Genomic DNA, 26,624 nt, shown 5'->3' on the forward strand with positions numbered 1-26,624 from the left:
CTGCTCAGCGCTTCTTACCGGTGCGACGACGCCGGACGATGAGCTGGTCGCTTGCCTTGCGGCGGCGGGTCCGGCCTTCGGGCTTACCAGCGGGGTTCACCGGGTGGCGACCACCGGAGGTCTTGCCCTCACCACCACCGTGCGGGTGGTCGACCGGGTTCATGGCCACACCACGGACGGTCGGGCGCTTGCCCTTCCAGCGCATGCGGCCTGCCTTGCCCCAGTTGATGTTCTGGTGCTCGGCGTTGCCCACCTCGCCGACGGTGGCACGGCAGCGCACGTCGACGTTGCGGATCTCGCCCGAGGGCATCCGCAGCTGGGCGTAGGGGCCGTCCTTGGCCACCAGCTGAACGCTGGCGCCCGCGGAACGGGCGATCTTGGCTCCACCACCGGGCCGCAGCTCGATCGCGTGGATCACGGTGCCGACCGGGATGTTGCGCAGCGGCAGGTTGTTGCCCGGCTTGATGTCGGCCTTGGGGCCGTTCTCAATCGGGTCGCCCTGGCGCAGGTTGTTCGGCGCGATGATGTAACGCTTCTCGCCGTCCACGTAGTGCAGCAGCGCGATGCGTGCGGTGCGGTTGGGGTCGTACTCGATGTGCGCGACCTTGGCCGGCACGCCGTCCTTGTCCGCCCGGCGGAAGTCGATCAGCCGGTAAGCACGCTTGTGACCGCCGCCCTTGTGCCGCGTGGTGATCTTGCCGTGCGCGTTACGGCCGCCATGGCCGTGCAGCGGGCGGATCAGCGACTTCTCCGGGGTGGAACGAGTGATCTCGGCGAAGTCCGAGACGCTCGAGCCACGACGACCCGGGGTCGTAGGCTTGTATTTGCGGATGCCCATCTCTAACGCGTCCTCAATCCCTTAGGCGGCCGGGCCGCCGAAGATCTCGATGGCCTTGCTCTCGGCGGACAGCGTCACAATCGCGCGCTTGGTGTCCTTGCGCTTGCCATACCCGGTGCGGGTCCGCTTGCGCTTGCCCTGGCGGTTGATCGTGTTCACGGACACGACCTTCACACCGAAGACCTTCTCGACAGCAATCTTGATCTCGGTCTTGTTGGCATCGGGAGCCACGATGAAGGTGTACTTACCCTCTTCGAGCAGCCCGTAGCTCTTCTCCGAGATCACCGGAGCGAGCAGGATGTCGCGGTAATCGGGGATCACTTGTCACCCTCCTCTGCGACGACCTCGCTGGCGCGAGCGCTGGCCTTGACCGAGTGGCCCGAGGTCGGACCGGCGATGTAGAGCGCCAGTGCGTCCCTGGTGAACACCACGTCGTCGTTGACGAGCACGTCGTAGGTGTTCAGCTGGTCCTGCACGAGCACGTGGACGTTGTCCAGGTTGCGCAGGCTGACCCAGGTGAGCTCATCCGCACGAGTCACCACGACGAGCGTGCGCTTGCCGGTGCTGATGGACTCGATGATGCGGCGAGCGCCCTTGGTCGACGGCGCGTCGCCCTCGACCAGCGAGGTCAGCACGTGCAGCCGGCCGTTGCGCACCCGGTCGGAGAGGGCGCCACGAAGAGCGGCGACCTTCATCTTCTTGGGCGTCCGCTGCGAGTAGTCCCGCGGCTTCGGGCCGTGCGAGATGCCACCACCGGAGAACTGCGGGGACCGGGTCGAACCCTGACGGGCGCGGCCGGTGCCCTTCTGCCGGTACGGCTTCTTGCCACCGCCGGAGACCTCGGCGCGGGTCTTGGTGCTGTGCGTGCCCTGCCGCTTGGCGGCCAGCTGCGCGGTCACCACCTGGTGCATCAGCGGGATGTTCGCCTGAACGTCGAACAGCTCCGCGGGCAGCTCGATGGTGCCTTCGGTCTTGCCGTCCGGGGTCCGGACGTCAACGCTCACGGTCATCACGCACCACCCTTCGCGGCCGTCTTGACCAGCACCAGTCCACCCTTGGGGCCGGGAACGGCGCCCTTGATGAGCAGCAGGCCGGTCTCGGCCTCGATGCGGTGCACGGTCAGGTTCTGGGTGGTCACACGGGCGCTGCCCATACGGCCGGCCATGCGCACGCCCTTGAACACTCGGCCAGGGGTGGCGCAGCCACCGATGGAACCGGGCGAACGGTGCTTGGCCTGGGTGCCGTGGGACGCGCCGAGGCCAGCGAAGCCGTGCCGCTTCATGACACCCGCGTAGCCCTTGCCCTTGCTGGTGCCGACCACGTCGACCACGGCGCCGGCCTCGAACAGCTCAGCGGTGATCTCCTGGCCGACCTCGTACTCGGCGGCGTCAGTGGTGCGCACCTCGACCAGGTGGCGGCGCGGAGTCACGCCGGCCTTGCTGAAGTGGCCGCTCACCGGCTTGTTGACCTTGCGAGGGTCAATCGCGCCGAACGCCAACTGGACGGCCGAGTAGCCGTCATTCTCCTGCGTACGGACCTGAGTCACCACGCACGGCCCGGCCTTCACGACGGTCACCGGAACGATCCGGTTGTTCTCGTCGAAGACCTGGGTCATACCGAGCTTGGTGCCCAGAATCCCCTTGATCTGCCTGTCAGACATGGGTCTCGTTACTTCCTCGCCCCAAAAATCGAACGGTGCGTCCGGCTGTTACTGGATGTTGACGTCGACGCTCGCCGGCAGGTCGATGCGCATGAGCGCGTCCACCGTCTTCGGCGTGGGGTCGAGGATGTCGATCAGACGCTTGTGGGTGCGCATCTCGAAGTGCTCCCGCGAGTCCTTGTACTTGTGCGGGGAGCGGATGACGCAGTAGACGTTTTTCTCCGTGGGCAGCGGCACCGGCCCGACCACGCGAGCGCCGGTGCGCGTCACGGTTTCCACGATCTTGCGTGCGGACGCGTCGATCGCCTCGTGGTCGTAGGCCTTGAGCCGGATGCGGATCTTTTGTCCCGCCATGGTGGCTTGCCGTTCCTCTTCTCGTACCGCTGCGGTGCTGGCCAGCTGTGCCTTGGCCCGCTCGGGGGTCTTGGCCGCGCCAGGCGCCGCCTCTGTTGAGATGTCACGGTTCCCGGTCCACGCGGTCGGGCGTGTCGCGCCGTGAGGCACAGACCGGTCCCACTGACTTGAACCTGTGGGATGGGCCGCTAGGCCCGGGTCCTGCTGTCCTGGCTACGTACGCAAAGCAGCTAAGCCTCACGAACGCGGGACTACTCGTGGTGGGGCGGCCAGACGATCCATCTTGCCTGGCCGCCCCAACGAGCAACCCATACAGGATGCCACACCGGAGTATGGCGATCCAAATCGGGGCCGTGACAGGGAGAGGCAGCTCACGCCACCTCTCCCCCTGACATCACTTGACGATCTTGGTGACCTGGCCCGCACCAACGGTGCGGCCACCCTCGCGGATGGCGAAGCGCAGGCCCTCCTCCATGGCGATCGGCTGGATCAGCGCGACCTTCATGGCGGTGTTGTCGCCGGGCATGACCATCTCGGTGCCCTCGGGGAGGGTCACCACGCCGGTCACGTCAGTCGTCCGGAAGTAGAACTGCGGACGGTAGTTGTTGAAGAACGGCGTGTGACGGCCACCCTCGTCCTTGGACAGGATGTAGGAGGTCGCCTCGAACTCGGTGTGCGGGGTGACCGAACCCGGCTTGCAGATGACCTGGCCGCGCTCGACGTCCTCGCGCTTGATGCCACGGACGAGCAGACCGACGTTGTCACCGGCCTGGCCCTGGTCCAGCAGCTTGCGGAACATCTCGACACCGGTGACGGTGGTCTTCGCCGACTTCTCCTTGATGCCGACGATCTCCACCTCCTCGTTGACGTTGATGACGCCACGCTCAACACGACCGGTCACCACGGTGCCGCGGCCGGTGATGGTGAAGACGTCCTCGACGGGCATGAGGAACGGCTTGTCGATCTCGCGCTCCGGCTGCGGGATGGACTCGTCCACCGCGTCCATGAGGCCGATGAGCTTCTCGCCCCACTCCTTGTCGCCCTCCAGCGCCTTCAGCGCGGAGACGCGGACCACGGGGAGGTCGTCGCCCGGGAACTCGTACTCGGAGAGCAGCTCGCGCACCTCGAGCTCAACGAGCTCCAGGATCTCCTCGTCGTCCACCATGTCGGCCTTGTTCAGGGCGACCACGATGTACGGCACGCCGACCTGACGGGCCAGCAGCACGTGCTCCTTGGTCTGCGGCATCGGGCCGTCAGTGGCGGCCACCACCAGGATCGCGCCGTCCATCTGCGCGGCACCGGTGATCATGTTCTTGATGTAGTCCGCGTGACCCGGGCAGTCCACGTGCGCGTAGTGGCGCTTCTCGGTCTGGTACTCGATGTGCGCGATCGAGATGGTGATACCGCGCTGCTTCTCCTCCGGCGCCTTGTCGATCTCGTCGAACGGCGTGAAGGGGTTCAGGTCCGGGTACTTGTCGTGCAGAACCTTCGAGATGGCCGCGGTCAGCGTGGTCTTCCCGTGGTCAATGTGACCGATGGTTCCGATGTTGACGTGCGGCTTCGTCCGCTCGAACTTCGCCTTCGCCACTGGATTGTCCTCCTGGACTTCTTGTCTTGCCGCCGTGCCAACTGATCGTGGTCGGTCCGGCGATATCAGGGCCGGAGTGCGGACCCTGGGGAAGGCTCCCCGTTTTTGGCCCGCACGGGACGTGCGGTTCCGGCTGGAGCCTGCCCGGCCTCAGGTCGAGACCGGGCTGGCTCCCGGGGTCACTCCCCCGTCGCCTTCGCGATGATCTCCTTCGCCACGTTCTGCGGAACCTCGGCGTAGGAGTCGAACTGCATCGAGTAGTTGGCGCGACCCTGCGTCTTGGAACGCAGGTCGCTCACGTACCCGAACATCTCCGACAGCGGCACCAGCGCGTTGACCACGCGGACACCACTGCGCTCGCCCATGGACTGGATCTGCCCACGGCGGGAGTTCAGGTCGCCGATGACCTCACCCATGTAGTCCTCGGGGGTGGTCACCTCGACCGCCATGACCGGCTCGAGCAGCGCGGGGCTGGCCTGACGGGCAGCCTCCTTCAGCGCGATGGAACCGGCCACCTTGAACGCCATTTCCGAGGAGTCGACCTCGTGGTAGGCGCCGTCGAGCAGGGTCACCTTGACACCGACCAGCGGGTAGCCCGCGAGCACGCCGTACTGCATGGCGTCCTGCGCGCCCGCGTCCACCGAGGGGATGTACTCCCTGGGGATGCGGCCACCGGTGACCTTGTTGTCGAACTCGTACATCGCGCCTTCGGCGGTGTCCAGCGGCTCGACGGTGATGATCACCTTGGCGAACTGGCCGGAGCCACCGGTCTGCTTCTTGTGCGTGTAGGAGTACTTCTCCACCTTGCGGCGGATGGTCTCGCGGTAGGCGACCTGCGGCTTGCCGACGTTCGCCTCGACCTTGAAGTCGCTCTTCATGCGGTTGACCAGCACCTCGAGGTGCAGCTCACCCATGCCGGAGATGACCGTCTGACCGGTCTCCTCGTCGAGCTGGACCTGGAAGGTCGGGTCCTCCTCGGCGAGCTTCTGGATCGCGATGCCCAGCTTCTCCTGGTCAGCCTTGGTCTTCGGCTCGATCGCGACCTTGATGACCGGGTCCGGGAAGGTCATCGACTCAAGGATGATCGGCTTCTGCGGGTCGGCCAGCGTGTCGCCGGTGGTGGTCTCCTTGAGACCGGTGACGGCGTAGATGTGGCCGGCCGCCGCGTCGTCGACCGGGTTCTCCTTGTTCGCGTGCATCTGGAAGAGCTTGCCCAGACGCTCCTTGCGGTCCTTGGTCGCGTTGATCAGCTGAGCGCCCGCGGCGACCTTGCCCGAGTACACCCGGATGTAGGTCAGCTTGCCGAAGAACGGGTGCGTCATGATCTTGAACGCGAGGGCCGAGAAGGGCTCGGAGGAGTCCGCGTTGCGAACCGCCTCGGTCACGCCGTCCTGCAGCGTGCCCTTGACCGACGGCACGTCCAGCGGGGTCGGCAGGTAGTCGACCACCGCGTCCAGCATCGGCTGCACGCCCTTGTTCTTGAAGGCGGAGCCGCACAGGATCGGGTAGGCCTGGCTGTTGATGGTGATGTGCCGGATGCCGGCCTTGATCTCCTCGATGGTGAACTCGCCACCCTCGAGGTACTTCTCCATCAGCGCGTCGTCGGTCTCGGCCACGGCCTCGACCAGCGCGAGGCGGTACTCCGCGGCGCGCTCGGCCAGGTCGGCCGGGATCTCCTCGACCGCGTAGTCCTCACCCTTCTTGGTGTCGCCACGCCAGGTGAGGGCCTTCATCTGGACGAGGTCGACGACACCCTCGAAGTCGCTCTCCGCGCCGATCGGCAGCTGGATGACCAGCGGCTTGGCGCCCAGGCGCTCCTTGATGGTGCGCACGGTGAAGTAGAAGTCGGCGCCCAGCTTGTCCATCTTGTTGACGAAGCAGACACGCGGCACGTCGTACTTGTCGGCCTGGCGCCACACAGTCTCGGACTGGGGCTCGACGCCTTCCTTGCCGTCGAAGACCGCGACGGCGCCGTCCAGGACGCGCAGCGACCGCTCCACCTCGACGGTGAAGTCGACGTGACCCGGCGTGTCGATGATGTTGATCTGGTGGTTGTTCCAGAAGCAGGTGGTCGCGGCGGAGGTGATCGTGATGCCGCGCTTCTGCTCCTCCTCCATCCAGTCCATCGTCGCCGCACCGTCGTGCACTTCACCGATCTTGTAGTTCTCACCGGTGTAGTACAGGACGCGCTCGGTCGTGGTGGTCTTGCCCGCGTCGATGTGGGCCATGATCCCGATGTTGCGGACCTTGGCCAGGTCAGTCAGCACGTCGCGTGCCACGGGTCTTCCTCGTTTCCTGATTGCGTGAGGCGCGCGTTGTCAAGCGCGGGAAGGCGGATGGCGCCTGTCGGCCCCATCCGCCACGTCATCACCAGCGGTAATGCGCGAAGGCCTTGTTGGACTCGGCCATCTTGTGCGTGTCCTCGCGGCGCTTGACGCTCGCCCCGAGACCGTTGCTGGCGTCGAGCAGCTCGTTCATCAGGCGCTCGACCATGGTCTTCTCACGGCGCTGACGGGAGAAGCTCACCAGCCAGCGGAGCGCGAGGGTGGTGCTGCGCCCAGGCTTGACCTCGACCGGCACCTGGTAGGTGGCGCCACCGACACGACGGCTCTTGACCTCGATGGTCGGCTTGACGTTGTCGAGCGCGCGCTTGAGGGTGACGACCGGGTCGGCGCTGTTCTTCTCGCGGGCGCCCTCGAGCGCCTTGTACACGATCTTCTCCGCGACCGACCGCTTGCCGTCGACAAGCACCTTGTTGATCAGCTGGGTGACCAGCGGGGAGCTGTAGACCGGGTCGGAGATCAGCGGCCGCTTGGGGGCAGGACCCTTGCGAGGCATTAGCTCTTCTCCTTCTTCGCGCCGTACCGGCTGCGAGCCTGCTTGCGGTTCTTCACGCCCTGGGTGTCGAGCGAACCGCGCACGATCTTGTAGCGAACGCCGGGGAGGTCCTTCACACGGCCACCGCGCACGAGCACCATCGAGTGCTCCTGCAGGTTGTGGCCCTCACCGGGGATGTACGCCGTGACCTCGATCTGGCTGGACAGCTTGACGCGAGCGACCTTGCGCAGCGCCGAGTTCGGCTTCTTCGGGGTAGTGGTGTAGACGCGGGTGCACACACCGCGCCGCTGCGGGCTCCCCTTGAGCGCCGCGGTCTTGGTCTTCGTGACCTTGTCCTGCCGGCCCTTGCGGACCAGTTGCTGGATCGTGGGCATGGACCGTCTTTCTCTGTTCGCCTCTGGTGTGTCCGGTGGTTATGCGGGGCTCCTCCGTAACCCGAGGTCGGGCGTGTCGCCCGATTCCGCGCCCCATTTCCACCTGAGACGTCCCACTGGGATTGGGAGGATTCCGCGCGTGTCGCCTAGAAGTCAGCCCGGCTGCGACACACGAGCTGCGCCTCTCAGGCACGCGGAGCGGCCCGACGCAAGTCGGGCACGAGTAGCAAAGATACCTGGCTCCTACCTGGAGGGTCAAAACGGGGGCCGCCCCGCCTGTGGATACTCCCCGCGCAGGTGGTGGCGGGTGTGGATGCGCCGGATCGACGCACACCGTAACCGGCTTCACGGTAGCTTCCCTGTGACCCCGCCCGCCGCCGCGGTGGCCCACCAGCACGAGGAGTACCCGCATGTTCGACTTCGACGCCGAGAACGCCGAGCTGGAGGCACGCAACGCCCAGCTGCGCGATCGCGTCGACGACATGATGCGTGACCTGCGGGAGAAGACCGACAACCTGCGCGAGGCGCAGGCCAGGATGGCCGCCGTGGTGGGCGAGGCCAGCTCACCCGATGGTGTGGTGACCGCCACGGTCGGGGCCAACGGCGTGCTGAGCAAACTGACCCTCTCGCCGCGCGCCTTCGAGCGGGTCACCCCGGAGAGCCTGGCCAGGACCATCACCGGCGTGGTGCGCGAGGCCGCGGCCAACGCGCAGGAGCAGATCCAGGAGGAGCTGGCCCCGCTGGCCACCGAGGACGAGCCCATGATCGACCTGCCGGACCTGCTGCCCGGCGCGCCCTCCCTGCAGGACCTGCTCCGGATCCCGCCGATGGAAGAAGTGACGGAGAACACGAAACCGGCGCACCGCAGGCCGGAGTCGGAGGAGGACGAGGACGGCTACGGGTCGGTGTTCCGGAAGGACGGTTGGTGATGTCCGGCAAGACGCGGCAGAACGCCGACGGCATCCGGGCCGGAGCCGGCCGGCTCAGCCGGGTCGGCGACGACCTGGCCAAGGCGGCCACCAGCCTGCAGTCGGCGCTGACCGGTGAGGGGCAGTGCTGGGGCAACGACGAGTCCGGCCAGGCCTTCGCCAAGGACTACGTGCCCGCCGCGGACGCGGTGAGCAAGGGCATCGCCGACGTCGCGCAGGGTCTGATCAACGTGGCCAAGGGCCTCAACGACCAGGCGACCACCATGGAGCAGGCCGACACCGGCAGCGCGGCGAACCTCAAGGCGAGTGGCAGTTGAGCAGGGGCGCGCGCCGCTAGCGGCGGGATGGGGAGCACGAGCTCGTGGGAATCGAACTGCCTGGCTGGCTGCAGTGGCTGGCGCCCATCGTGGTGGGCTCGGAGTGGCCGGAGGGTGACGAGACCGCGCTGATGCGGCTCAGCCAGGCGTGGGAGAAGGCCTCGGGGGACGTCGAGACCGCGCTGCGCAGCGCCGAGAACGCCGTCCGTGAGGCCCGCTCGCACATGGAGGGCGACGCGGCCAAGGCCTTCGACGAGTTCTGGAAGAAGCTCGCCCAGGGCGGCGAGGGCGCCTTGCCCAAGCTCCAGGAGCTGACCAAGACCCTCAGCTCGGCCTGCAAGAACTGCTCCTTGCAAATCGAGTACGCGAAACTGTCCATCATCGCGGCGCTGATCCTGCTGGCTGCGCAGATCGCGGCCATGATCGCGGCCGCCTTCGTCAGCTTCGGCGCGAGCACCGCGGGCATCCCGGTCGCCCAGATGGCGACCAGGGTGGTCGTGCAGGGCATCTTCCGCAGGCTGATCCAGACCATCGTGCAGCGCTTCGGCACCAACCTGCTGCGCCGCCTGGTGATCAACGTGGGCATCGAGGTGGCCGCTGGGGTGGCCATCGACGCCGGCGTGCAGCTGTTCCAGATGGCCAAGGGCAGCCGCGACTCCTGGGACACCAGCCTGACCCTGGACGCGGCCAAGTCCGGCGCGATCTCCGGCCTGGTCGGCGGCGCGGTCAGCGGCGGCATGGGCAAGGCCTTCGGTGACGGCGTCGGCGACGGCATCGGCAAGACCATGGGCAAGAACGCGCTGGAAGAGGGCCTGACCGGGATGGGCTCGGCGGCCGCGGAAGGCGCGCTGAGCGGCAACTTCGACCTCAAGGACGTAGCCCTCGGCGGCACCTCCGGCGCGGTCTCCGGCGGCCTCGGCGGCGCCAAGGAGAGCTTCGACGCCAGGTCCATGGCCAACCTGGCCTCGCTGGACACCAACCTGGGCAACGTGGGCGGCACCGGCGACGGCGGCCGCGCGGCGCCCCCGTCGGCACCGCCGGCGCCCGACCTCTCCGGCCCGAGTCCGAGCCCCAGCCCGAGTCCGAGTCCGAGCTCCAGCTCCAGTTCCGGTGACTCGGGCGGCGGACCCGGTGGTTCCGGCTTCAGCGGTGGTTCCGGCGGCGGCTCCGGCGGCGCGCACAGCGGCGGGCCGGGCGGCGGCTCGGGTGACGGACCGGCTCCCCGCGGCAACCAGGACAGCACCTCGACCTCCGGCGTCGCCCCGCCAGAGGCCCCGCCGGTGCGCCCGCAGAGCGACGGCGGTCCCCAGGGCCAGCCCGCGCAGGGTCCGGCGCACCAGCAGCAACAGCAGCAGCCGCAGTTCGGCCCGACCGGTCAGCAGCCGCAGGGCGCGCCGCCACCGGGCGGTCAGCCGCCGGCGGGTGGCGGCGGCACGCCCGCGCCGCGCGGGCCGATGGGTGGCACGCCGCCGATGGGCGGCGGCCCCAGCCCGACCCCGGGCGGCGGTCCCTCGCCGTCGGGCTCCGGGCCGGCGCACTCGCCGAACACCTCGGGTCCCGGCCCGACCCCGAGCTCAGGCCCGAGCCAGTCGCCCGGCACCAGCCCAGCACCCGGCACCAGCCCCACCCCCGGCTCTGGCCCCACGCCCGGCACCAGCCCGACACCCGGCACCGGCCCGACACCTGGTTCCGGCCCCACACCGGGCACCAGCCCCACTCCCGGCTCCGGCCCCACGCCCGGCACCAGCCCGACACCCGGCTCCGGTCCTACGCCGGGCACCAGTCCCACACCGGGCTCCGGCCCAAGCCCCACCCCCGGCCACACACCGGGTCCGGGTCCCTCGCCGACCCCCGGCGGCCAGCCCGGCCACGCCCCCGGCACACAGCCCGCCCCGGGCACTCACCCGCCGGCGGGCCACGTCGGTGTGCAGCCGGTGCCGGGCGGAGTCGTGGGCCGTCCAGGTTCGACTCCTGGCTTCGGCCCCGGTTTCGGACCTGGCTTCGGCCCGACGCCGGGCCCCGCTCCCGCGCCGAGCCCGCCGCCGCCCGGCCAGCCGCCCGCGCCACCGATGAACCTGCGCCAGGACGGCGCCCCGGCCATGGCCCCGGACGCGGCGCTGATCACCACGCCTCCGATCCAGGTGGACGGCCCGGCCGCGCAGCCGCCCACGCGCCCGGCCGGTCCGCCGCAGCACGGTCCGGTCTCGCCAGGCGAGCAGCCGCCCGCGCGTCCCGCGCCGGTGACCGCCGACGGGGCGCCCGCGCCGCGCAGACCGGCGCCGCTGCCGGACCACCTGGCCGGGCTGGAGCCCAAGATCCAGCGGTCCCAGGCCGGAATCGTGTTGCACGCCTTCGAGGACCGGTTCTCCTCCGGTTCGCACGCCAGCATGCGGGTGGCGGCCGATCCTGGCCGGTTCACCGTGGACCTGCACGGCTCGGCGAACCAGGTCAAGGTCGGCGACCAGAAGCTGTCCGCGCGCGACCTGGCCGACATCATCCGGTCGAACCCGGACTGGGACGGGCAGCAGCCGATCCGGCTGATCTCCTGCCAGACCGGTGGCGGCGAGGACGGGTTCGCCGCCCAGCTCTCCCGCGAGCTCGGCGTCGAGGTGCTGGCGCCGACCAAGGACGCCTGGGTCGACGCCAACGGCAACGTCTTCGCCAGCAGCGCGCACCTGGACACCCGGCCGGGCCGCGAGTACAGCCCCGGTTGGCCGCCCAACGGCGAGTGGGCCACCTTCCGGCCGGATGGCACCAGCCAGCCGCACAACCAGCCGCACCCGCCCGGCCACGCGCCGACCTGGGGTGACAACCCGCCCAGCACGAGCCCGCGCGAGGTCTGGCGGCGCGGTGAGCACGAGCCGGCGAACAGCTCGATGGACCCTCGCCGGTTCCAGCCGCCGCAGCCGCACGCCACCCCGCCGCCGGGTAGTCCACCGGAGGCGCCCGACACCGTCCACAGTGGATCGGATGAGTCGTCCACTGTGGACACTCAGCAACCGGATGTCGAGCAGCCGCAAGCCGATCCGGATCCGCTTCCGGAGTCCACAGAGGACCGTCCGCAGGAGTTCGCGCCCGACGGCGACTACCTCGGCAACCCGGACTACCAGGCGAGCCAGGCCGATCTCGACCACATGCTCGCCTCCGACTACGGGCGTCAGCTGTTCGCGCAGGACATGGCGGACATGCGCGAGCTGGCCGAGTCCCGGCCGGAGCTGCGCGCCCTGCTGGAGCGGGTGCCCGCGGAGCAGGTCGCGGCCCTGTTCGGCTACACGGTGGACCACTCCTTCCGCGAGCTGAACGCGGCGCTGCGGCACGGCGATCCCGAGGCGCTGGCCAAGTTCGACGGCCAGATCCGGATGATCACCTCGGCGCTCAACGAGATGCCGGCCTTCGAGGGCAGGGTCACCCGCAACGTCTACTTCGACAACCCCGCGCACATCGACCTCATGGTGCAGGGCTACGAGCCGGGTTCGGTGATCACCGAACGCTCCTTCACCAGCACTACCGCTGGTGAGCGCAGCCCGGTCGGCGGCCAGGTCAAGATGGTGATCAACTCGCTGACCGGCCGGGACATCACCAGCGCGGCGCTCAAGTCCGAGGGCGAGGTGCTGTTCGCGCCGGGCACCAGCTTCGAGGTGACCGCCAGGTACCAGGACGCCAAGGGCCGCTGGGTCATCGAGATGACCGAGGTGCCCACCCCGCGCAACCCGGACGGCTCGCTGGTCAACCCGCCGATGGCCAAGCTGCCGGACGTCCCGGCGCCGAAGTCCACGCTGGCCGACACCCTGGCCACCGGCGACCGGCTGAGCCCGCTGGCGGCCCGCCTGGACGCTCCCGTCCCGGTACCGGCCCGCCCGGACGTGCCACCGCCGAGCCAGACGGTCCGCCAGGACGCCCCGCCGCAAGCGCCACCGCGGCAAGAACCGCCCGTCCAGCCCTCGGCCGGACCGCTCCCCGGCACCGCTCACCCGGACCTGCCGCCAGCCGCGCCCGCGGACCTGCCGCCACCGGGCGGTCCGGTCCGGTCCGACCTGCCACCCGGCGGACCGGCCCGGCCAGATCTGCCACCGCCCGCTGGACCGGCTCGCGCCGACCTGCCCCCTTCCGGCGGACCGGCTCGAACCGATCTGCCTCCTTCCGGCGGACCGGCTCGAACCGATCTGCCTCCTTCCGGCGAACCGGCTCGGCCCGACCTGCCACCGCCCGGCGGCTCGGGTCGGCCCGACCTGCCGCCAACGGGCGGACCAGTCCGGTCCGACCTCCCCCCAGCAGGCGGCCCGACTCGCCAAGACCTGCCGCCACCCGGCGGACCGAGTCGTCAGGACCTGCCCCCAGCGGGCGGTCCGGCCCGTTCAGACCTGCCTCCGCCCGGCGGCGCTCGCCCTGACCTGCCGCCGCCCGGCGGCGCTCGCCCGGATCTGCCGCCGCCCGGCGGACGTGCCGAGGCGGGACCGCCCCGGCACGACGCCCCGGCCCAGCCGCTGCGCCAGCCCGGGCAACCGGTCGTGCGGCACACCCTCCCGCCGGAGGGCCCCGGTCCGCGGTTCGATCCGAACCAGCAGGGCAGGCCGCAGTTCGGCGCGCCCGGCCGGCCGGTGGACCCGAACGCGGCCACCCCGCCGCAGGGCTTCCCGCGCCACGGTGACGGCCGGACTTCCCAGCCGCCGCAGGGTTTCCAGCCGCCCGGCGGGCCGCAGCGCCAGGTGGACCCGAACGCGCCGACGCCGCCGAGGGGTATGCCGCCGCAGGGGCAGCGGTTCGCGCCGCCGCCCGGGGGGTTCCCGCCGAACCAGGGCGGGATGCCGCCGCGCACTGGCGGGCCGCGCCGCGACCTGCCGCCGATGGCGCCGGGACAGGGTGGCAACCCGCCGATGCCGCCGCGGCACGACGGTGGGCCGCGTCGTGACCTGCCGCCGGCCGGTGGGCCGCGCCGGGACGCTCCCGCCGGTTTCCCGAACCGGGACAACACCGGTCGCGCGCCCGTGCCGCCGCCCGGCCGGATGCCACCCGGCCGGATTCCGCCGGGCCACACCATGCCGCCGCCTGGTGTCGCCGGGCCGCGCTTCGACGCCCCGCCGCCCCGTCCGCCCGCGCCGGTGTTCCGGCCGGAGGTCCAGCCGAACCGGTTGGACCAGGGCAGCCAGCGGGATCCGCGCACCGACTTCGGCATGGACCGCTCGCAGCCGACGAGTTTTGGGCCGGTCGGCTCCGACTACGTCGATCCGCGGGTGCAGGCCGAGCGGCAGGCGCAGCAGGACCGGGCGAACTACGACGCCAAGATGCGTGAGCTGGAGCAGCGCGCGCGGCGGGACGAGATCGACCCCAGGGACGAGATCGCGCTCAAGCACTGGAAGGCGGAGCAGGCCCAGCTCAACGCGCAGCCGAGCCAGCAGGTCCAGCCGCCGTCGGACCAAGCGCTGCCTCGGCCGACCAGGGAACGGCCGCTCGGCGAGCTGCTGAACTTCAGGCGGGACCCGGAGGCACTGGGACTGCGCGACGGCGACCTGGACCTGATGCACCGCACCAGGTCCGGGATGTCGATCTACCCGCCGCACCAGGGCGCGCACCTGGACTCCGCCCGGCTGGTCCGGCCGGATCCGCACCGGTTCACCGTCGACCTGCACGGCGGGCCGAACTCGGTCCAGTTCGGCCGCGGCCGGGTGGACGCGAACACGCTGGCCGAGGTGATCAGGGCCAACCCGGACTGGAACGGCCAGCCGATCCGGCTGCTGTCCTGCCAGACCGGGCACCAGTTCGCCGCGCAACTGGCCGCGGCGCTGCGGGTCCCGGTCACCGCGAGCCGGTCCGACGTCTGGGTCGACACCAAGGGCAACGTCTTCGCCAGCAGCAACATCGCCAGCGACGGCTCGCCGCCGCGACCCGGCTGGCCGCCGAACGGCGAGTGGGTCACCGTCGACCCCAGGGGCAACGAACACCCGCATCACGGCGGCTTCGTGCCGGGCGACCCTGGCATGTGGGGTCCCGAGGGCCCGCAGGATCCAGGGGCGGGCGCGTTCCAGCGCGGCCAGGACAGCGCGCCGGAGCCGGTGGACCCGCCGGATGGCAGGCAGGCCGACCCGGTGCCGGGCGAGCACTACACGTTCACCGACGGCACCGACTACGAGACCCAGTACGCGCACGCGCAGCTGGACAACTCGACCGGTTTCCCGGCCCGGCTGGACGACCTGCTCGGCAACGCCAGCGCCGAACTGGGTTTTGAGGTCACCAGGGCGGACTTCGAGCGGATCCGCAACACCCCGATCGAGGACTTCACGCCGGACGACGCGGTGGTCATGCACGCCATCCGTGATCAGGTCCAGGCCGCCTCCGGGGACATGCTGCAGCGTGCGCTGACCGCGGAAGCGGCCACCAACCTGTTGCTGAACAAGGTGATCCCGCCACCGCCGGACCCGCAGGCCGGCCGGTTCGGCGTGCCGAACGAGACCAAGGGCTTCACCGCCAGGTACAGCGACGTGGCGCACCTGCGCACCCCGGACGAGGTGATCGAGGGCCTTCGGCTGGACTACACCGACACCGGCTACGAGGGCCGCAACGGGCGGCCGCCGTATGAGTTCGGCGACGAGAGCGTGGTCTCGCTGCGGTTCCCGTTCGACCCCGGCACGGTGGAGGAGGCCGACGGCTCGACCCGGCAGCGGACGCCGCAGGAGGCCATGCCGGTCGCCTACGGCAACCACACGGCGGGCGCGCCGTTCCCGATGGGCGGCAGCAGCACGGTTGACCCGCCATTCGCCGGGCACGGGTTCACCGGCAGCCGGGACAACCCGGTGCCGGAGTTCGAGCTGTCCGCGCACCCGTTCACCGAGCCCGCCGAGATCTGGCTGACCAACCGCGACGGCGAGACCACGCTGCTCGGCGCGTACGACCCGGCCACCGGCCAGTGGAAGATCACCGCTGAGGGCGAGGCCTACACGCGGGCGCAGGAACAGCGGGTGGCCGACTTCCAGGCCGCCAAGGCCGCGGCCGAGGCGGAGGCCACTCCCCCGGCCGACCGCGGCGATGACGACCCGGAGGACCCACCAGCGGCCGCCGGCACCGCCGAACCGCCGCCGGGCGGACCGCCACCGCCGCCACCGGCCTTCGCCATGCCCGATCCGGAACCGGGCAGCGGTGACGGCGCGCCGGAGAACACCGACGCCACAACGGAATCCGCCACCGAGTCCACAGTGGACACTCCGACGACGGAATCGGGTACGGACGAGCCGGCCGTGGACCGGGCAGCCGAGGACGAAGCCACCGTCGAGGACACGGCCGCCGACACCCAGGACGGTTCGGCGGAACCCGAGCCGCCGCTGTCCGAGCGCGTCGGCGACCCGGAGGCGGAGGCCCGCCGGGACGAGGCCGTGGACGCCGCCGCGGACCGGCTGGGCATCACCGACCCCGAACAGCGGGCGGCGCTGGCCGACTCCTACGAGGTGGCCAGGGAGTACACCGCGCCGGTGATCGTCGACATCGCCGTGCGGATGATGGACGACCTGCGCGAGATGGTCGCGGACAACCCCGAGCACCGGGTGGTCTTCCTCGGCCGGGACGGGCACAGCCTGGCGCTGGCCGCGCGCACCCTGGACCCGGCGTTCTTCGCCGACCACTGCGGCGAGGTGGTGCTCTCCAGGGCGGTGGCCGAGACCGCGGTGCTCGACGTCGAGCGCAGCACCGGCAGGCCGTTCGAGGGCATCGAGGCCTTCCGGGACAGCCGCAAGATCGACGAGAGCCTGGTGGACGGCGCCTACGAACGCCTCACCGACTACCTGCGCGCCAGCGGCGTGCCAGTGGACGAGGCGGGGGCCTCGATCAGCCTGGTGGACACCAGCTACAAGGGCACCGTCCAGGAACTGCTCTCCGCGATCTACGACGAGGCCAGCTTCCAGGGCCACTACGCCTTCCACGGCCAGGAACCCAGCGACCCGCACCCGGACCACAAGAAGGGCTACGCGGTCGACCTGGGACCCGATGAGGGCCAGGGCAAGCCACTGGACGAGCTGCCGACCGACCCGAGCCGCACTTTCGCCCACCAGGACGCGATCGGCGTCATCGAGGAGACCCTGCACGGCACCCTGTCCAGCCCGCGCGGGGTGGGCGCGGAGGGCCCGGCCCAGGTGCCCTCGCGGCAGGAGGCCGACCCGCTGGCCGGGCTCAACCCGCTGCGGGTGGCCGCGCCGTTCACCGACCCCTCGGTGCGCGAGGGCGCGATGGAGGTCAACCTGCGCGCGGTCGGCGACTGCGCCGCGCACGTGGCGAACCGGCGGGCCGAGGGCGCGGACTGGCGGGGCGAGCTGACCGCCTCGGCCGAGCACGGCCGGGACGGGGTGCGCTCCTGGGTCGGCCAGGACGAGGCCGCCGACCCGCGATTCGAGCGGGTGATGGACTCGCTGGTGCGCAGGCACGACAAGAAGTCGGTCAACCAGATCAGGGCCGTCATCGACTCGGCCGGGCTGACCGGGGAGCAGGCCCAGCGGGTGTGGGCCGCCTACGATCAGTACGGCTCCAAGCAGGAGCGCAAGCAGTTCGCCCAGGCGTTCGAGGAGAACCCCGCGATGCTGGAGGGGTCAACCGGTGGGTGAGATCAGCGAGGACTTCGACTACGACATCAACGAGGCGCGCCAGGCGCTGATCGAGCTGAACACCCGGTTCGGCCTGCCGGAGACCCCCGGTCTGGACGCGCCGTTCCCGGCCTCGCAGCAGGGCGCCCCGCTGATCGTGGACACCGACGCCGGCGGCGACCCCGACGACGCGATCGCGCTGGTCGCCGCCGCCACGCTGCCCGAGCTGACCCTGGTGGTGACCACCGACGAGCTGCCCGGCGGCCGCCGCGCCCGGTTCGTCCGGCTGCTGCTGGACCTGCTGGGCAGGCCCGAGGTGGCCGTGGTGACCGGCCGGGACCTGGGCAACACCCGGCTGGACTGCATCGACGGGCTGGTGCCCGCTGAGGTGCCCGCCCAGCGCGAGGACGTGGTGGACGCGGTCACCGCGGTGTGCGACCGCTACCAGGGGCCGGTGCGCTGGGCCGGGCTCGGCCCGATGTCCAACCTGGCCGAGGTGCTCACCACCCGCCCCGAGCTGGCCGAGCGGCTGGTTATCACCCAGATGGGCGGGGCGCTGAACTACCGCGACCCGGAGCGGGCCGAGCACAACGTGCGGATGGACCCCGAGGCGGCCAGGGTGGTGCTGGCCAGGGCGAACCAGCCGCGGCTGGTGCTCTCCGACGTGACCTTCACCCCCGAGCTGGAGATCCGCGCGAGCGAGGACCTGCACCGGCGGCTGGCCGCGCCGGAGTCCCCGGTGTGGGCCAGGCTGCTCGCCGCGCACCTGGGCCAGTGGTTCACCCGCTTCCACCCCGGCACCATCCAGCACGACGGCCTCACCCTCACCGCCGCGCTGCAACTGCCCTTCGTCCGCCTGGTCGCCAGGACCGTGGCGCTGGACGAGATCGGCCGGATGAGCCTGGCCGACGGCGGCGCCAAGGTGCTGCTGACCAGGGCCGCGGACTACCCGGCGTTCAACCGCTGGCTCGGCATGAGGTTCGACGCCCTGCTCGATGACACCACGGTGACCAGGTAGCCGATGGCCGGTCCGCACAGCATCGAGGTGACCGCCTTCCGAGGGGCGGAGCTCGTCCCCGCGCGGGTGGAGTACCGGCGCGGCGGCGAGACCGAGGACGCCTCGGTGCGCGTGCACGGGCCGTGGGGCGTGGCCGAGGCCACCGCGCACGACGTGTTCGAGGCGCTGCTGCGGGTGCGGCGGGAGCTGGAGGCGGCGGACTGGTTCCTGGCCGTGCACGGCGCCCGGCGCGACGTGGTCTGCCTCGGCCAGGTCCGCAACTGGTCCAGCGGCACCGAGGTGCACCACCCGGAGGCCACCACGGTCGGCGCGAGCCTGTTCCTGTTCGGCCCGGCCGATCCCGCGCTGGTGGGCACCGTGGCCGAGCAGGAGGAGCTCTCCGCGGAGCACACCCCGGCCGCGGGCGAGCCGCCCGAGGTCACCGAGGAGATGCGCGCGGTGGCCCGGCACCAGCCGAACAGCTGGTTGTACTCCGTGGACGCCGAGTTCGACACCAACGGCGTGGTGCCGCCCTGGGGCGTGCGCGGCGGCTACCGGGTGGACGAGGACGGCAACTTCGGCGAGTGGGCGCCGAACCCCAGCTACCGGCCGGGCCCGCAGGCGCTGGGCTGGCCCCGGCCGACCAACCAGCTGGAACGCGATCTTGAGCTGGCGCTCTCCGGCTACGGGCCGAGGGAGACCGCGCTGCGCACCCTGCTCGACTGGGAGCTGGTCATGGTCGAGTACCCGGACCACCCCGGTGAGCTGTTCCTAGCCGAGGAGGCCGGCGGGCTGGTGCTGGACGTGTGCACCTCGGCGGAACGGCTGCCGGAGAGCTGGACCCGGTGCCAGCAGGCCCGCGGCGACCAGCTGTTGGACCTCGGCGGAGTGCGGCTCCGCCTCAACGCGGGAGTGGCCGGCGCGCTGTCGGCCACCATCCCGCTCCAGGATCTGATCGACTTCGCCGCGGGCGCCGGCGACGGAGTGCGGGGCGTGCCCGCCCAAGGGGAGAGCTGACCGAAGATGATCATCAAGCAGCGGACCTACAACGGCGAGTTCGCCTACTGGCAGGACACGCCGTACCTGCGGCGACGCCTTGGCAAGCAGCTCTACCTGGTGCCACTGGACGGCGGCGCGCCCGACGGCGACTTCGAGCGCCTGCCCGACGGCACGTTCGGCAGGCCGGTGGAGGCCCCGCTGCTGGAGTCGCGGTTCGAGCTGCAGACCATCGGCTTCATCGACGACGAGCCGTACGAGGTGGGCTACGACGAGCAGACCGAGCTGGTGCCCGTCGTCTGGCCCGGTGGCCTCACCCTGGACACCGAGTCGGCGGCCCAGCGCGGGCTGGAGATCTACGACCGGTCCCTCATCCGCGGTCAGAAGCCGTTCGAGCGGATCAGCAAGGTCGTGCAGCTGCGCTGGACCGGGATGGGCGGGACCCTCGACTGGCGGCAGTTCCCGCTGCCGGTGGAGCAGACCGAGCTGGCGGGCACCGGCCAGCCGGACCCGGCGCCGCTGCTGGCCGGGCTCACCTCGGCGCTGACCGCGCTGGCGCCGGCAGGCTGGCAGGCCATCGGGGTGGTCTGCCACGCCCTGGCCGCACACATGCAGCTGACCACGGTGGTCACCCTCGCTGACGGCGAGGAGTACTACTGGTCGCCGCCACCGCAGGTCAGCCAGTGGCTGTACCGGCTCCGGATGGCGACCTACCAGCCAGGCGCGGGCGCCTGGTTCACCGCCGACTACCGGCTGGTCGCGGGCGCGGAACCGGTGGCCGACTTCGAGTTCCACGCCGAGCCGGAGTGGCCGTTCACCGCGTACCTGAACCTGGACCCCGAGCACCGGCAGGAGCTGCAGACGCTGCCCCGGGCCAGCGACCACACCCCGGACTGGCTGCTGCGGGCCGCGCACCGGCGACAGCAGGAGCTGGTTCGCCAGGCCATGACCAGCCTGAGCGGCGAGGCGGGCCGCACCGCGGGCAAGCCCGTCCGGTCGGAGCTGGCGATGGCCCGGCTGTTCGACTACTTCGCCGAGGGCGAGCCGCCCCGCGCGTACCGGCCCGTGCTGCCCGCCCAGGAGCGGCTCAACGTCATCAGCTACTTGAGCGAGGCGCCCGTCGTGCTGTCCTCGCGCGGTTTCGCGCCGGACCTGCTGCACCCCGAGCGTGAGTCGCTGGTGCCGATGACCTATCACACCGACGGCCACTGGGTCTGGCCCGGCGCGCTCGCCTACTACCTGCGCGAGCACGGGGTCACCCCGCCGCTGGAGCTGGTCAACCACATCCGGTCCCGGTACTACGAGCCGCCCGCCTCGGTGCCCAAGCTGGTCGCCCAGGAGGCGACCTCGGTGGTCATGGAGATGCCGGAGCGGCACCCCGGCGCCAAGGACGACTGGGAGCGGGCCAGGTTCGCGGTGCGGGACTTCTGCGTCCGGTTCAGCGTCAGCCGCCGCTACGTCAGCTTCGGCGAGTACGCCGACGAGTCCTGGTGCGTGGTGCGCGAGCGGGACGACCGGTTCTCGGTGTTCTGGTGGTGGGCGAACGAGCAGCGCAAGGAGCTGGAGGCGCGCTTCGACGACGTGTCCCAGGCCGCGACCTACCTGATCGGGCAGCTGTACCTGAACTACCCGAACCTGCAGCGCGCCGAGGACGAGCCGCTGCTGCCGGAGGAGGCGCCCATCCAGGCCATGGGCGGGGACCCCGGGCTGGCCGCCTACGACCAGATCGACTCGCTGATCCTGCGCGAGGGCCACGAGATCGAGCGCTTCGGCGGGCCGGACGGCAACACCATCTTCGACGCGGGCACCGGTTTCGAGCGGACCACGCTGCCGCCGGAGTTCGCCCAGGGACCGTACGGCCGGTTCCGGCTGGCCGGCGGCGACTGGAAGATGCTCGGCGCGGTGACCAGGGCGGATGAGCGTCAGCCCGGTGGCGCGCGGGTGTACTTCCTGCCCAAGCCGCTGGGTGAGTACCTGGCCTCCGGCCTGATCGTGGAGATCCCGCCCGGCGAGGCACGGCAGTGAGCGCGCCCGTCGCCGAGACCGGGCTGCCCGGCGGCGACCGGCTGGGCCGGGCGCGGCAGGCGGTCATCGGCTGCTTCGCCGGGCAGGCCATCGGCGGCGCGGTCGGGGCAGGCGTGCAGTTCGAGAGCCTTGAGTCCTTCGCCGCCGCGCACGGGGATGCCTTCACCGGGGAGTACCCGCCTGCCTTCGGCGGCGCAGGCCGGATCACCGCGGACACCCAGCTCTCGCTGTTCGTGCTGGACGGGCTGATCCGGGCGCACTTCCGGCGCAGGCGCACCGGCGCGGCCGACCCGTTGCCCGAGGTCGAGGCCGCGCTGCGGCGCTGGCTGCGCACCCAGCAGCCCGATGTGGGCGGCGCGGACGGCTGGTTCCCGGCGCGCCCGGCGCTGGCCGCCAAGCGCTGGCCGGACCGCACCACGCTGGACGTGCTGACCACCGGCCGGTTCGGCTCCATCGAGCGCCCGGTCACCGACTCCGCGGAAAGCGGCGTGCTGCCCCGGGCGGCGGCCGCGGCGCTGTGGAGCGCGGCCGAGGAGCAGGTGTTCGAGCTGGGCGCGCGGATCGCCGCGCTGACCCACGGCCACCCCTCCGCGTACCTGTCCGCCGGGGCCTACGCGGTGATCGTCAACCGGATCCTGCGCGGTATCGGCAACCCGGTGCGCGCGGTGGACAGCGCGGTCCGGGTGCTGCGCCGCTGGCCGGGCCACGAGCCGGTCAGCACGGCACTGGAGACCGCGGTGGACTGGTTCCACCAGGGCGAGGAGGCCGAGGTCAGCGCGGCCTCGGTGCAGGAGCTGGGCGAGGGCCTGCTGGCGCCGGAGGCACTGGCCATGGCGGTGCGGGCCACGCTGTCGGACCACCGCTTCGAGCAGGTCATCGCCAGGGCCGTCGGGCACTCCGGCAACAGCTCCACCGTCGGCGCGCTCACCGGCGGCCTCTACGGCGTGCTGTTCGACTTCACCGCCACCATCCCGGTGCCGCTGCTGCGGGACCTGGAGCTGGGCGAGGAGATCGCCACCCTGGCCGACGCCGCGGTGAAGGAGTTCGGCCCGCGCCCGCCGAGCACCACCGGCTGGCTGGAGAACTTCCCCTTCGGCGACTAGCTCATCCACCAACGGGGAAGGCCCCGCCACCGAGTTCCGGTGGCGGGGCCTTCCCCGTGTGTGACTGGCTTCGTCAGCGGTAGTCGCGGCCGAAGTCGTAGTCGTCGAGCGGCACCGCCGCACCCGTGCCGGCGCCGAAGACGTCCGGGGTGTAGTAGCCGTCGTCGTAGGACGGGATCGCGTAGGCCGCGGCCCGTGCCTCCTCGGTCGGCTGCACCTGGATGTTGCGGTACTTGTTGATGCCCGTGCCAGCCGGGATCAACTTACCGATGATCACGTTCTCCTTCAGGCCGATCAGCCTGTCGCTCTTGCCGTTGATGGCGGCGTCGGTGAGGACACGCGTGGTCTCCTGGAAGGAGGCCGCGGACAGCCACGACTCTGTCGCCAGCGAGGCCTTCGTGATGCCCATGAGCACCGGACGGCCAGAGGCCGGCTCGTTGCCCTCGGCCACCATCTGGCGGTTCTGGGTCTCGAAGTCGCTGCGCTCGACGGGTGCGCCCGGGAGGAACTCGGTGGCACCGGAGTCGATGATGATCACGCGGCGGAGCATCTGGCGCACGATGGTCTCGATGTGCTTGTCGTGGATCGACACGCTCTGCGTGCGGTACACGTTCTGCACCTCGCGGACCAGGTGGAGCTGAGCCTCACGGGGACCCATGACGCGCAGCACCTCGTGCGGGTCGACCGCACCTTCCAGCAGCTGCTGACCGACGGTGACGTGGTCGCCGTCCTGGAGCGCCCGCTCGGAACCGTCCACGCTGATCGTCGCGAGCCACTGCCGCTTGGACAGCTTGTCGTAGACGATCTCCTCACCACCGTCGTCCGGCACGATGGTGATCTTGCGGAACCGGTCGCCCTCTTCGATCTGCACGCGGCCGTCGGCGTCGGCGATGGGCGCCTTGCCCTTGGGCACGCGAGCCTCGAACAGCTCCTGGACACGCGGCAGACCAGCGGTGATGTCGTCGCCCGCCACACCACCGGTGTGGAAGGTACGCATCGTCAGCTGGGTGCCGGGCTCACCGATGGACTGCGCGGCCACGATGCCGACGGCCTCGCCGACGTCCACCAGCTGACCGGTGGCCATCGAGCGGCCGTAGCAGGTCGCGCACACACCGACCGCGGACTCGCAGGTCAGCACGGAGCGGACCTTGGCCTTCGGCACACCGGCGCGGACCAGGGTCTCGATCGCCGGGTCGCCGAGGTCGGCGCCCTTGCCGATCAACAGGTTGCCCTCGCCGTCGAAGATGTCCTCGGAGGCGTTGCGGGCGTACACGCTGGTCTGCACGTGGCGGTGCTTGACGTAACCGCCGTCGGCCGTGGGCTCGATCAGCGGCATCACGATGCCACGCTCGGTGCCACAGTCGATCTCGCGCACGATGACGTCCTGCGAGACGTCCACCAGACGACGGGTCAGGTAACCCGAGTCGGCGGTGCGCAGCGCGGTGTCGGCCAGACCCTTCCGGGCGCCGTGCGTGGAGATGAAGTACTCCAGCACGGAGAAGCCCTCGCGGAAGTTCGCCTTGATCGGCCGCGGGATGTACTCGCCCTTGGTGTTGCTGACCAGACCCTTCATGCCCGCCAGCTGGCGGACCTGGGTCATGTTGCCTGCCGCACCCGACTTCACGATCACCGAGATCGGGTTGTCGTCGGGGAAGTTGTCCTCCATGACCTGGGCGATCTCGTTCGTCGCCTGGGTCCAGATCTGCACCAGCTCGTTGTTGCGCTCGGTCTTGGACAGCAGACCGCGCTGGTACCGCTTCTCGACCTGGTCGGCCTTGGCCTCGTAGCCGTCGAGCAGACCCTGCTTGGCCTCGGGCACCACCACGTCGGAGATCGCCACGGTGACACCGGAGCGGGTGGCCCAGTAGAAACCGGCGTCCTTCAGCTTGTCCAGCGTCTGGGCGACGGTGACCATCGGGTACCGCTCGGCGAGGTCGTTGATGATCTCGGCCTGGCTCTTCTTCGGCAGCTGACGGTTGATGAACGGGTAGTCCGCCGGCAGCAGGTCGTTGAACAGCACGCGGCCCAGGGTGGTCTCGGCCAGCCAGGCCTGACCCGGCTCCCAGCCCTCAGGCTCGGTGCCACGGGTGGGCAGCCGGTCGGTGAGCCGGATCTTGATCTTCGCCTGGAGGTGCAGCGCACCCAGGTCGTAGGCCATGATCGCCTCGGCCGGGGACGAGTACGCGCCGCCCTCGCCCTTGGCTCCCTCGCGCAGCTTGGTCAGGTGGAACAGACCGGTGACCATGTCCAGACGCGGCATCGCCAGCGGCCGCCCGGAGGCGGGCGAGAGGATGTTGTTGCTGGACAGCATCAGGATGCGGGCCTCGGCCTGAGCCTCGGCCGACAGCGGCAGGTGCACCGCCATCTGGTCGCCGTCGAAGTCCGCGTTGAACGCCTCGCACACCAGCGGGTGCAGCTGGATGGCCTTGCCCTCGACCAGCTGCGGCTCGAAGGCCTGGATGCCGAGACGGTGCAGCGTGGGCGCGCGGTTCAGCAGCACGGGGTGCTCGGTGATGACCTCTTCGAGGACGTCCCACACCTGCGACCGCTGACGCTCGACCATCCGCTTGGCGGACTTGATGTTCTGCGCGTGGTTGAGGTCGACCAGCCGCTTCATCACGAAGGGCTTGAACAGCTCCAGCGCCATCTGCTTGGGCAGACCGCACTGGTGCAGCTTCAGCTGCGGGCCGACCACGATGACCGAACGGCCGGAGTAGTCGACACGCTTGCCGAGCAGGTTCTGACGGAACCGGCCCTGCTTGCCCTTGAGCAGGTCGGACAGCGACTTGAGCGGGCGGTTGCCCGGCCCGGTCACCGGCCGGCCACGGCGGCCGTTGTCGAACAGCGCGTCGACGGCCTCCTGCAGCATCCGCTTCTCGTTGTTGACGATGATCTCGGGCGCGCCGAGGTCGATCAGTCGCTTGAGGCGGTTGTTGCGGTTGATCACGCGGCGGTACAGGTCGTTCAGGTCGGAGGTCGCGAAGCGGCCACCGTCCAGCTGCACCATCGGACGCAGGTCCGGCGGGATGACCGGCACGCAGTCCAGCACCATGCCCTGCGGGTTGTTCCGGGTGGCCTGGAACGCGGCCACCACCTTGAGCCGCTTGAGCGCGCGCAGCTTCTTCTGGCCCTTGCCGCTGCGAATGGTCTCGCGCAGCTTGTCGGCCTCGGCGTCGACGTCGAAGGTGCCCAGCAGCTGCTGGATGGCCTCCGCGCCCATGCCGCCGGTGAAGTACTCGCCGTAGCGGTCGATCAGCTCGCGGTAGAGCATCTCGTCCGCGATCAGCTGCTGGACGTCCAGCTTGACGAAGGTGTCCCAGATCTCGTCGAGGCGGTCGATCTCGCGCCCGGCCCGGTCCCGGAGCTGGCGCATCTCACGCTCGCCGCCCTCCTTGACCTTGCGGCGCACGTCGCTCTTGGCGCCCTCGGCCTCAAGTTCGGCGAGGTCGGCCTCCAGCTTCTGCGCGCGGGCCTCCAGGTCGGCGTCGCGCTTGTCCTCCATGCGCTTGCGCTCGACCTGGATCTCGTTCTCCAGGGTCGCCTGGTCGTTGTGCCGCATCTCCTTGTTCACCGACGTGATCACGTAGGCGGCGAAGTAGATGATCTTCTCGAGGTCCTTGGGGGCCAGGTCGAGCAGATAGCCCAACCGGCTCGGGACGCCCTTGAAGTACCAGATGTGCGTGACCGCGGCGGCCAGCTCGATGTGGCCCATCCGCTCGCGGCGCACCTTGGCGCGAGTGACCTCGACGCCACAGCGCTCGCAGATGATGCCCTTGAAGCGGACGCGCTTGTACTTACCGCAGTAGCACTCCCAGTCCCGGGTCGGACCGAAGATCTTCTCGCAGAAGAGTCCGTCCTTCTCGGGCTTCAGGGTGCGGTAGTTGATGGTTTCAGGCTTCTTGACCTCGCCGAAGGACCACTGCCGGATGTCGTCCGCGGTAGCCAGTCCGATGCGGAGCTCGTCGAAGAAGTTGACGTCTAGCACGTCGGTTCTTCCCCTTGATAGTTCGGGTTCAGAGGCTGAGTCGGGCCGGGGTGGGACGG

At 70.6% G+C, this 26,624-nt stretch carries 17 protein-coding genes; 7 read left to right on the top strand and 10 right to left on the bottom strand.

Annotation, left to right across the window (positions count from 1 at the left end; translation table 11 throughout):
- Window positions 1-4 precede the first annotated feature (4 nt).
- The 9 genes from rplB to rpsL all read right to left on the bottom strand — a co-directional run bounded on the left by rplB (window position 5) and on the right by rpsL (window position 7,652).
- Entirely contained in the window at window positions 5-838 is an 834-nt protein-coding gene (gene rplB, locus ACWDY5_RS04085; protein WP_247755555.1) for a 50S ribosomal protein L2, read from the bottom strand.
- Between the two features lie 21 nt (window positions 839-859).
- Window positions 860-1,159, bottom strand: coding sequence for a 50S ribosomal protein L23 (gene rplW, locus ACWDY5_RS04090; protein WP_283661799.1), 300 nt, complete (start codon window positions 1,157-1,159; stop codon window positions 860-862).
- The gene (gene rplD, locus ACWDY5_RS04095) at window positions 1,156-1,848 is read right to left on the bottom strand and encodes a 50S ribosomal protein L4 (RefSeq protein ID WP_252480555.1); all 693 of its coding nucleotides are present in this window, start codon (window positions 1,846-1,848) and stop codon (window positions 1,156-1,158) included. Before rplD ends, rplW begins: the two co-directional genes overlap by 4 nt.
- The gene (gene rplC / locus ACWDY5_RS04100) at window positions 1,848-2,498 is read right to left on the bottom strand and encodes a 50S ribosomal protein L3 (RefSeq protein WP_449720866.1); all 651 of its coding nucleotides are present in this window, start codon (window positions 2,496-2,498) and stop codon (window positions 1,848-1,850) included. Before rplC ends, rplD begins: the two co-directional genes overlap by 1 nt.
- Window positions 2,499-2,546: 48 nt before the next feature.
- A complete protein-coding gene (gene rpsJ, locus ACWDY5_RS04105) occupies window positions 2,547-2,852 on the bottom strand; it encodes a 30S ribosomal protein S10 (RefSeq protein ID WP_003938093.1) in 306 nt (101 codons plus the stop codon).
- A 394-nt stretch (window positions 2,853-3,246) separates the two neighbouring features.
- Complete coding sequence (gene tuf / locus ACWDY5_RS04110) at window positions 3,247-4,440, bottom strand: elongation factor Tu (RefSeq protein WP_252480553.1); 1,194 nt, start codon at window positions 4,438-4,440, stop codon at window positions 3,247-3,249.
- Window positions 4,441-4,619: 179 nt separating this feature from the next.
- Entirely contained in the window at window positions 4,620-6,719 is a 2,100-nt protein-coding gene (gene fusA, locus ACWDY5_RS04115; RefSeq protein WP_449720867.1) for an elongation factor G, read from the bottom strand.
- Between the two features lie 88 nt (window positions 6,720-6,807).
- A complete protein-coding gene (gene rpsG, locus ACWDY5_RS04120) occupies window positions 6,808-7,278 on the bottom strand; it encodes a 30S ribosomal protein S7 (protein ID WP_252480551.1) in 471 nt (156 codons plus the stop codon).
- Window positions 7,278-7,652: a 30S ribosomal protein S12 gene (gene rpsL / locus ACWDY5_RS04125; protein WP_086785056.1), complete on the bottom strand. Its 375-nt coding sequence runs from the start codon at window positions 7,650-7,652 to the stop codon at window positions 7,278-7,280. Before rpsL ends, rpsG begins: the two co-directional genes overlap by 1 nt.
- Window positions 7,653-8,062: 410 nt before the next feature.
- Between rpsL and ACWDY5_RS04130 the strand changes: the two genes are divergently transcribed.
- The 7 genes from ACWDY5_RS04130 to ACWDY5_RS04160 are packed head-to-tail and all read left to right on the top strand — an operon-like array spanning window position 8,063 to window position 22,580.
- Window positions 8,063-8,581, top strand: coding sequence for a YbaB/EbfC family nucleoid-associated protein (locus ACWDY5_RS04130; RefSeq protein WP_252480550.1), 519 nt, complete (start codon window positions 8,063-8,065; stop codon window positions 8,579-8,581).
- Complete coding sequence (locus tag ACWDY5_RS04135; RefSeq protein WP_449720868.1) at window positions 8,581-8,898, top strand: WXG100 family type VII secretion target; 318 nt, start codon at window positions 8,581-8,583, stop codon at window positions 8,896-8,898. The genes ACWDY5_RS04130 and ACWDY5_RS04135 overlap by 1 nt, the downstream gene beginning before the upstream one ends.
- Window positions 8,899-8,942: 44 nt before the next feature.
- Window positions 8,943-17,480, top strand: coding sequence for a WXG100-like domain-containing protein (locus ACWDY5_RS04140; RefSeq protein ID WP_449720869.1), 8,538 nt, complete (start codon window positions 8,943-8,945; stop codon window positions 17,478-17,480).
- Window positions 17,473-18,477, top strand: coding sequence for a nucleoside hydrolase (locus tag ACWDY5_RS04145; protein WP_449720870.1), 1,005 nt, complete (start codon window positions 17,473-17,475; stop codon window positions 18,475-18,477). Before ACWDY5_RS04140 ends, ACWDY5_RS04145 begins: the two co-directional genes overlap by 8 nt.
- Window positions 18,478-18,480: 3 nt before the next feature.
- Window positions 18,481-19,473 carry a type VII secretion system-associated protein gene (locus tag ACWDY5_RS04150; protein ID WP_449720871.1) on the top strand — a complete coding sequence of 331 codons (993 nt, stop codon included), beginning with the start codon at window positions 18,481-18,483 and terminating at the stop codon, window positions 19,471-19,473.
- Window positions 19,474-19,479: 6 nt separating this feature from the next.
- Window positions 19,480-21,477 carry a glycohydrolase toxin TNT-related protein gene (locus ACWDY5_RS04155; RefSeq protein ID WP_449720872.1) on the top strand — a complete coding sequence of 666 codons (1,998 nt, stop codon included), beginning with the start codon at window positions 19,480-19,482 and terminating at the stop codon, window positions 21,475-21,477.
- Complete coding sequence (locus ACWDY5_RS04160) at window positions 21,474-22,580, top strand: ADP-ribosylglycohydrolase family protein (RefSeq protein WP_449720873.1); 1,107 nt, start codon at window positions 21,474-21,476, stop codon at window positions 22,578-22,580. The genes ACWDY5_RS04155 and ACWDY5_RS04160 overlap by 4 nt, the downstream gene beginning before the upstream one ends.
- A 73-nt stretch (window positions 22,581-22,653) precedes the next feature.
- Here ACWDY5_RS04160 and ACWDY5_RS04165 read toward each other — a convergent pair whose 3' ends face one another.
- Window positions 22,654-26,565, bottom strand: coding sequence for a DNA-directed RNA polymerase subunit beta' (locus ACWDY5_RS04165; RefSeq protein ID WP_449720874.1), 3,912 nt, complete (start codon window positions 26,563-26,565; stop codon window positions 22,654-22,656).
- Window positions 26,566-26,624 lie beyond the last annotated feature (59 nt).

It is taken from the genome of Crossiella sp. NPDC003009 (assembly GCF_053591555.1).

Bases quoted from the DNA above. Each gene is read 5' to 3' on its own strand.
- rplB (WP_247755555.1), bottom strand. From the start codon at position 838: ATGGGCATCCGCAAATACAAGCCTACGACCCCGGGTCGTCGTGGCTCG.
- rplD (WP_252480555.1), bottom strand. From the start codon at position 1,848: ATGACCGTGAGCGTTGACGTCCGGACCCCGGACGGCAAGACCGAAGGC.
- rplC (WP_449720866.1), bottom strand. From the start codon at position 2,498: ATGTCTGACAGGCAGATCAAGGGGATTCTGGGCACCAAGCTCGGTATG.
- rpsJ (WP_003938093.1), bottom strand. From the start codon at position 2,852: ATGGCGGGACAAAAGATCCGCATCCGGCTCAAGGCCTACGACCACGAG.
- rpsG (WP_252480551.1), bottom strand. From the start codon at position 7,278: ATGCCTCGCAAGGGTCCTGCCCCCAAGCGGCCGCTGATCTCCGACCCG.
- rpsL (WP_086785056.1), bottom strand. From the start codon at position 7,652: ATGCCCACGATCCAGCAACTGGTCCGCAAGGGCCGGCAGGACAAGGTC.
- ACWDY5_RS04130 (WP_252480550.1), top strand. From the start codon at position 8,063: ATGTTCGACTTCGACGCCGAGAACGCCGAGCTGGAGGCACGCAACGCC.
- ACWDY5_RS04135 (WP_449720868.1), top strand. From the start codon at position 8,581: ATGTCCGGCAAGACGCGGCAGAACGCCGACGGCATCCGGGCCGGAGCC.
- ACWDY5_RS04150 (WP_449720871.1), top strand. From the start codon at position 18,481: ATGGCCGGTCCGCACAGCATCGAGGTGACCGCCTTCCGAGGGGCGGAG.
- ACWDY5_RS04155 (WP_449720872.1), top strand. From the start codon at position 19,480: ATGATCATCAAGCAGCGGACCTACAACGGCGAGTTCGCCTACTGGCAG.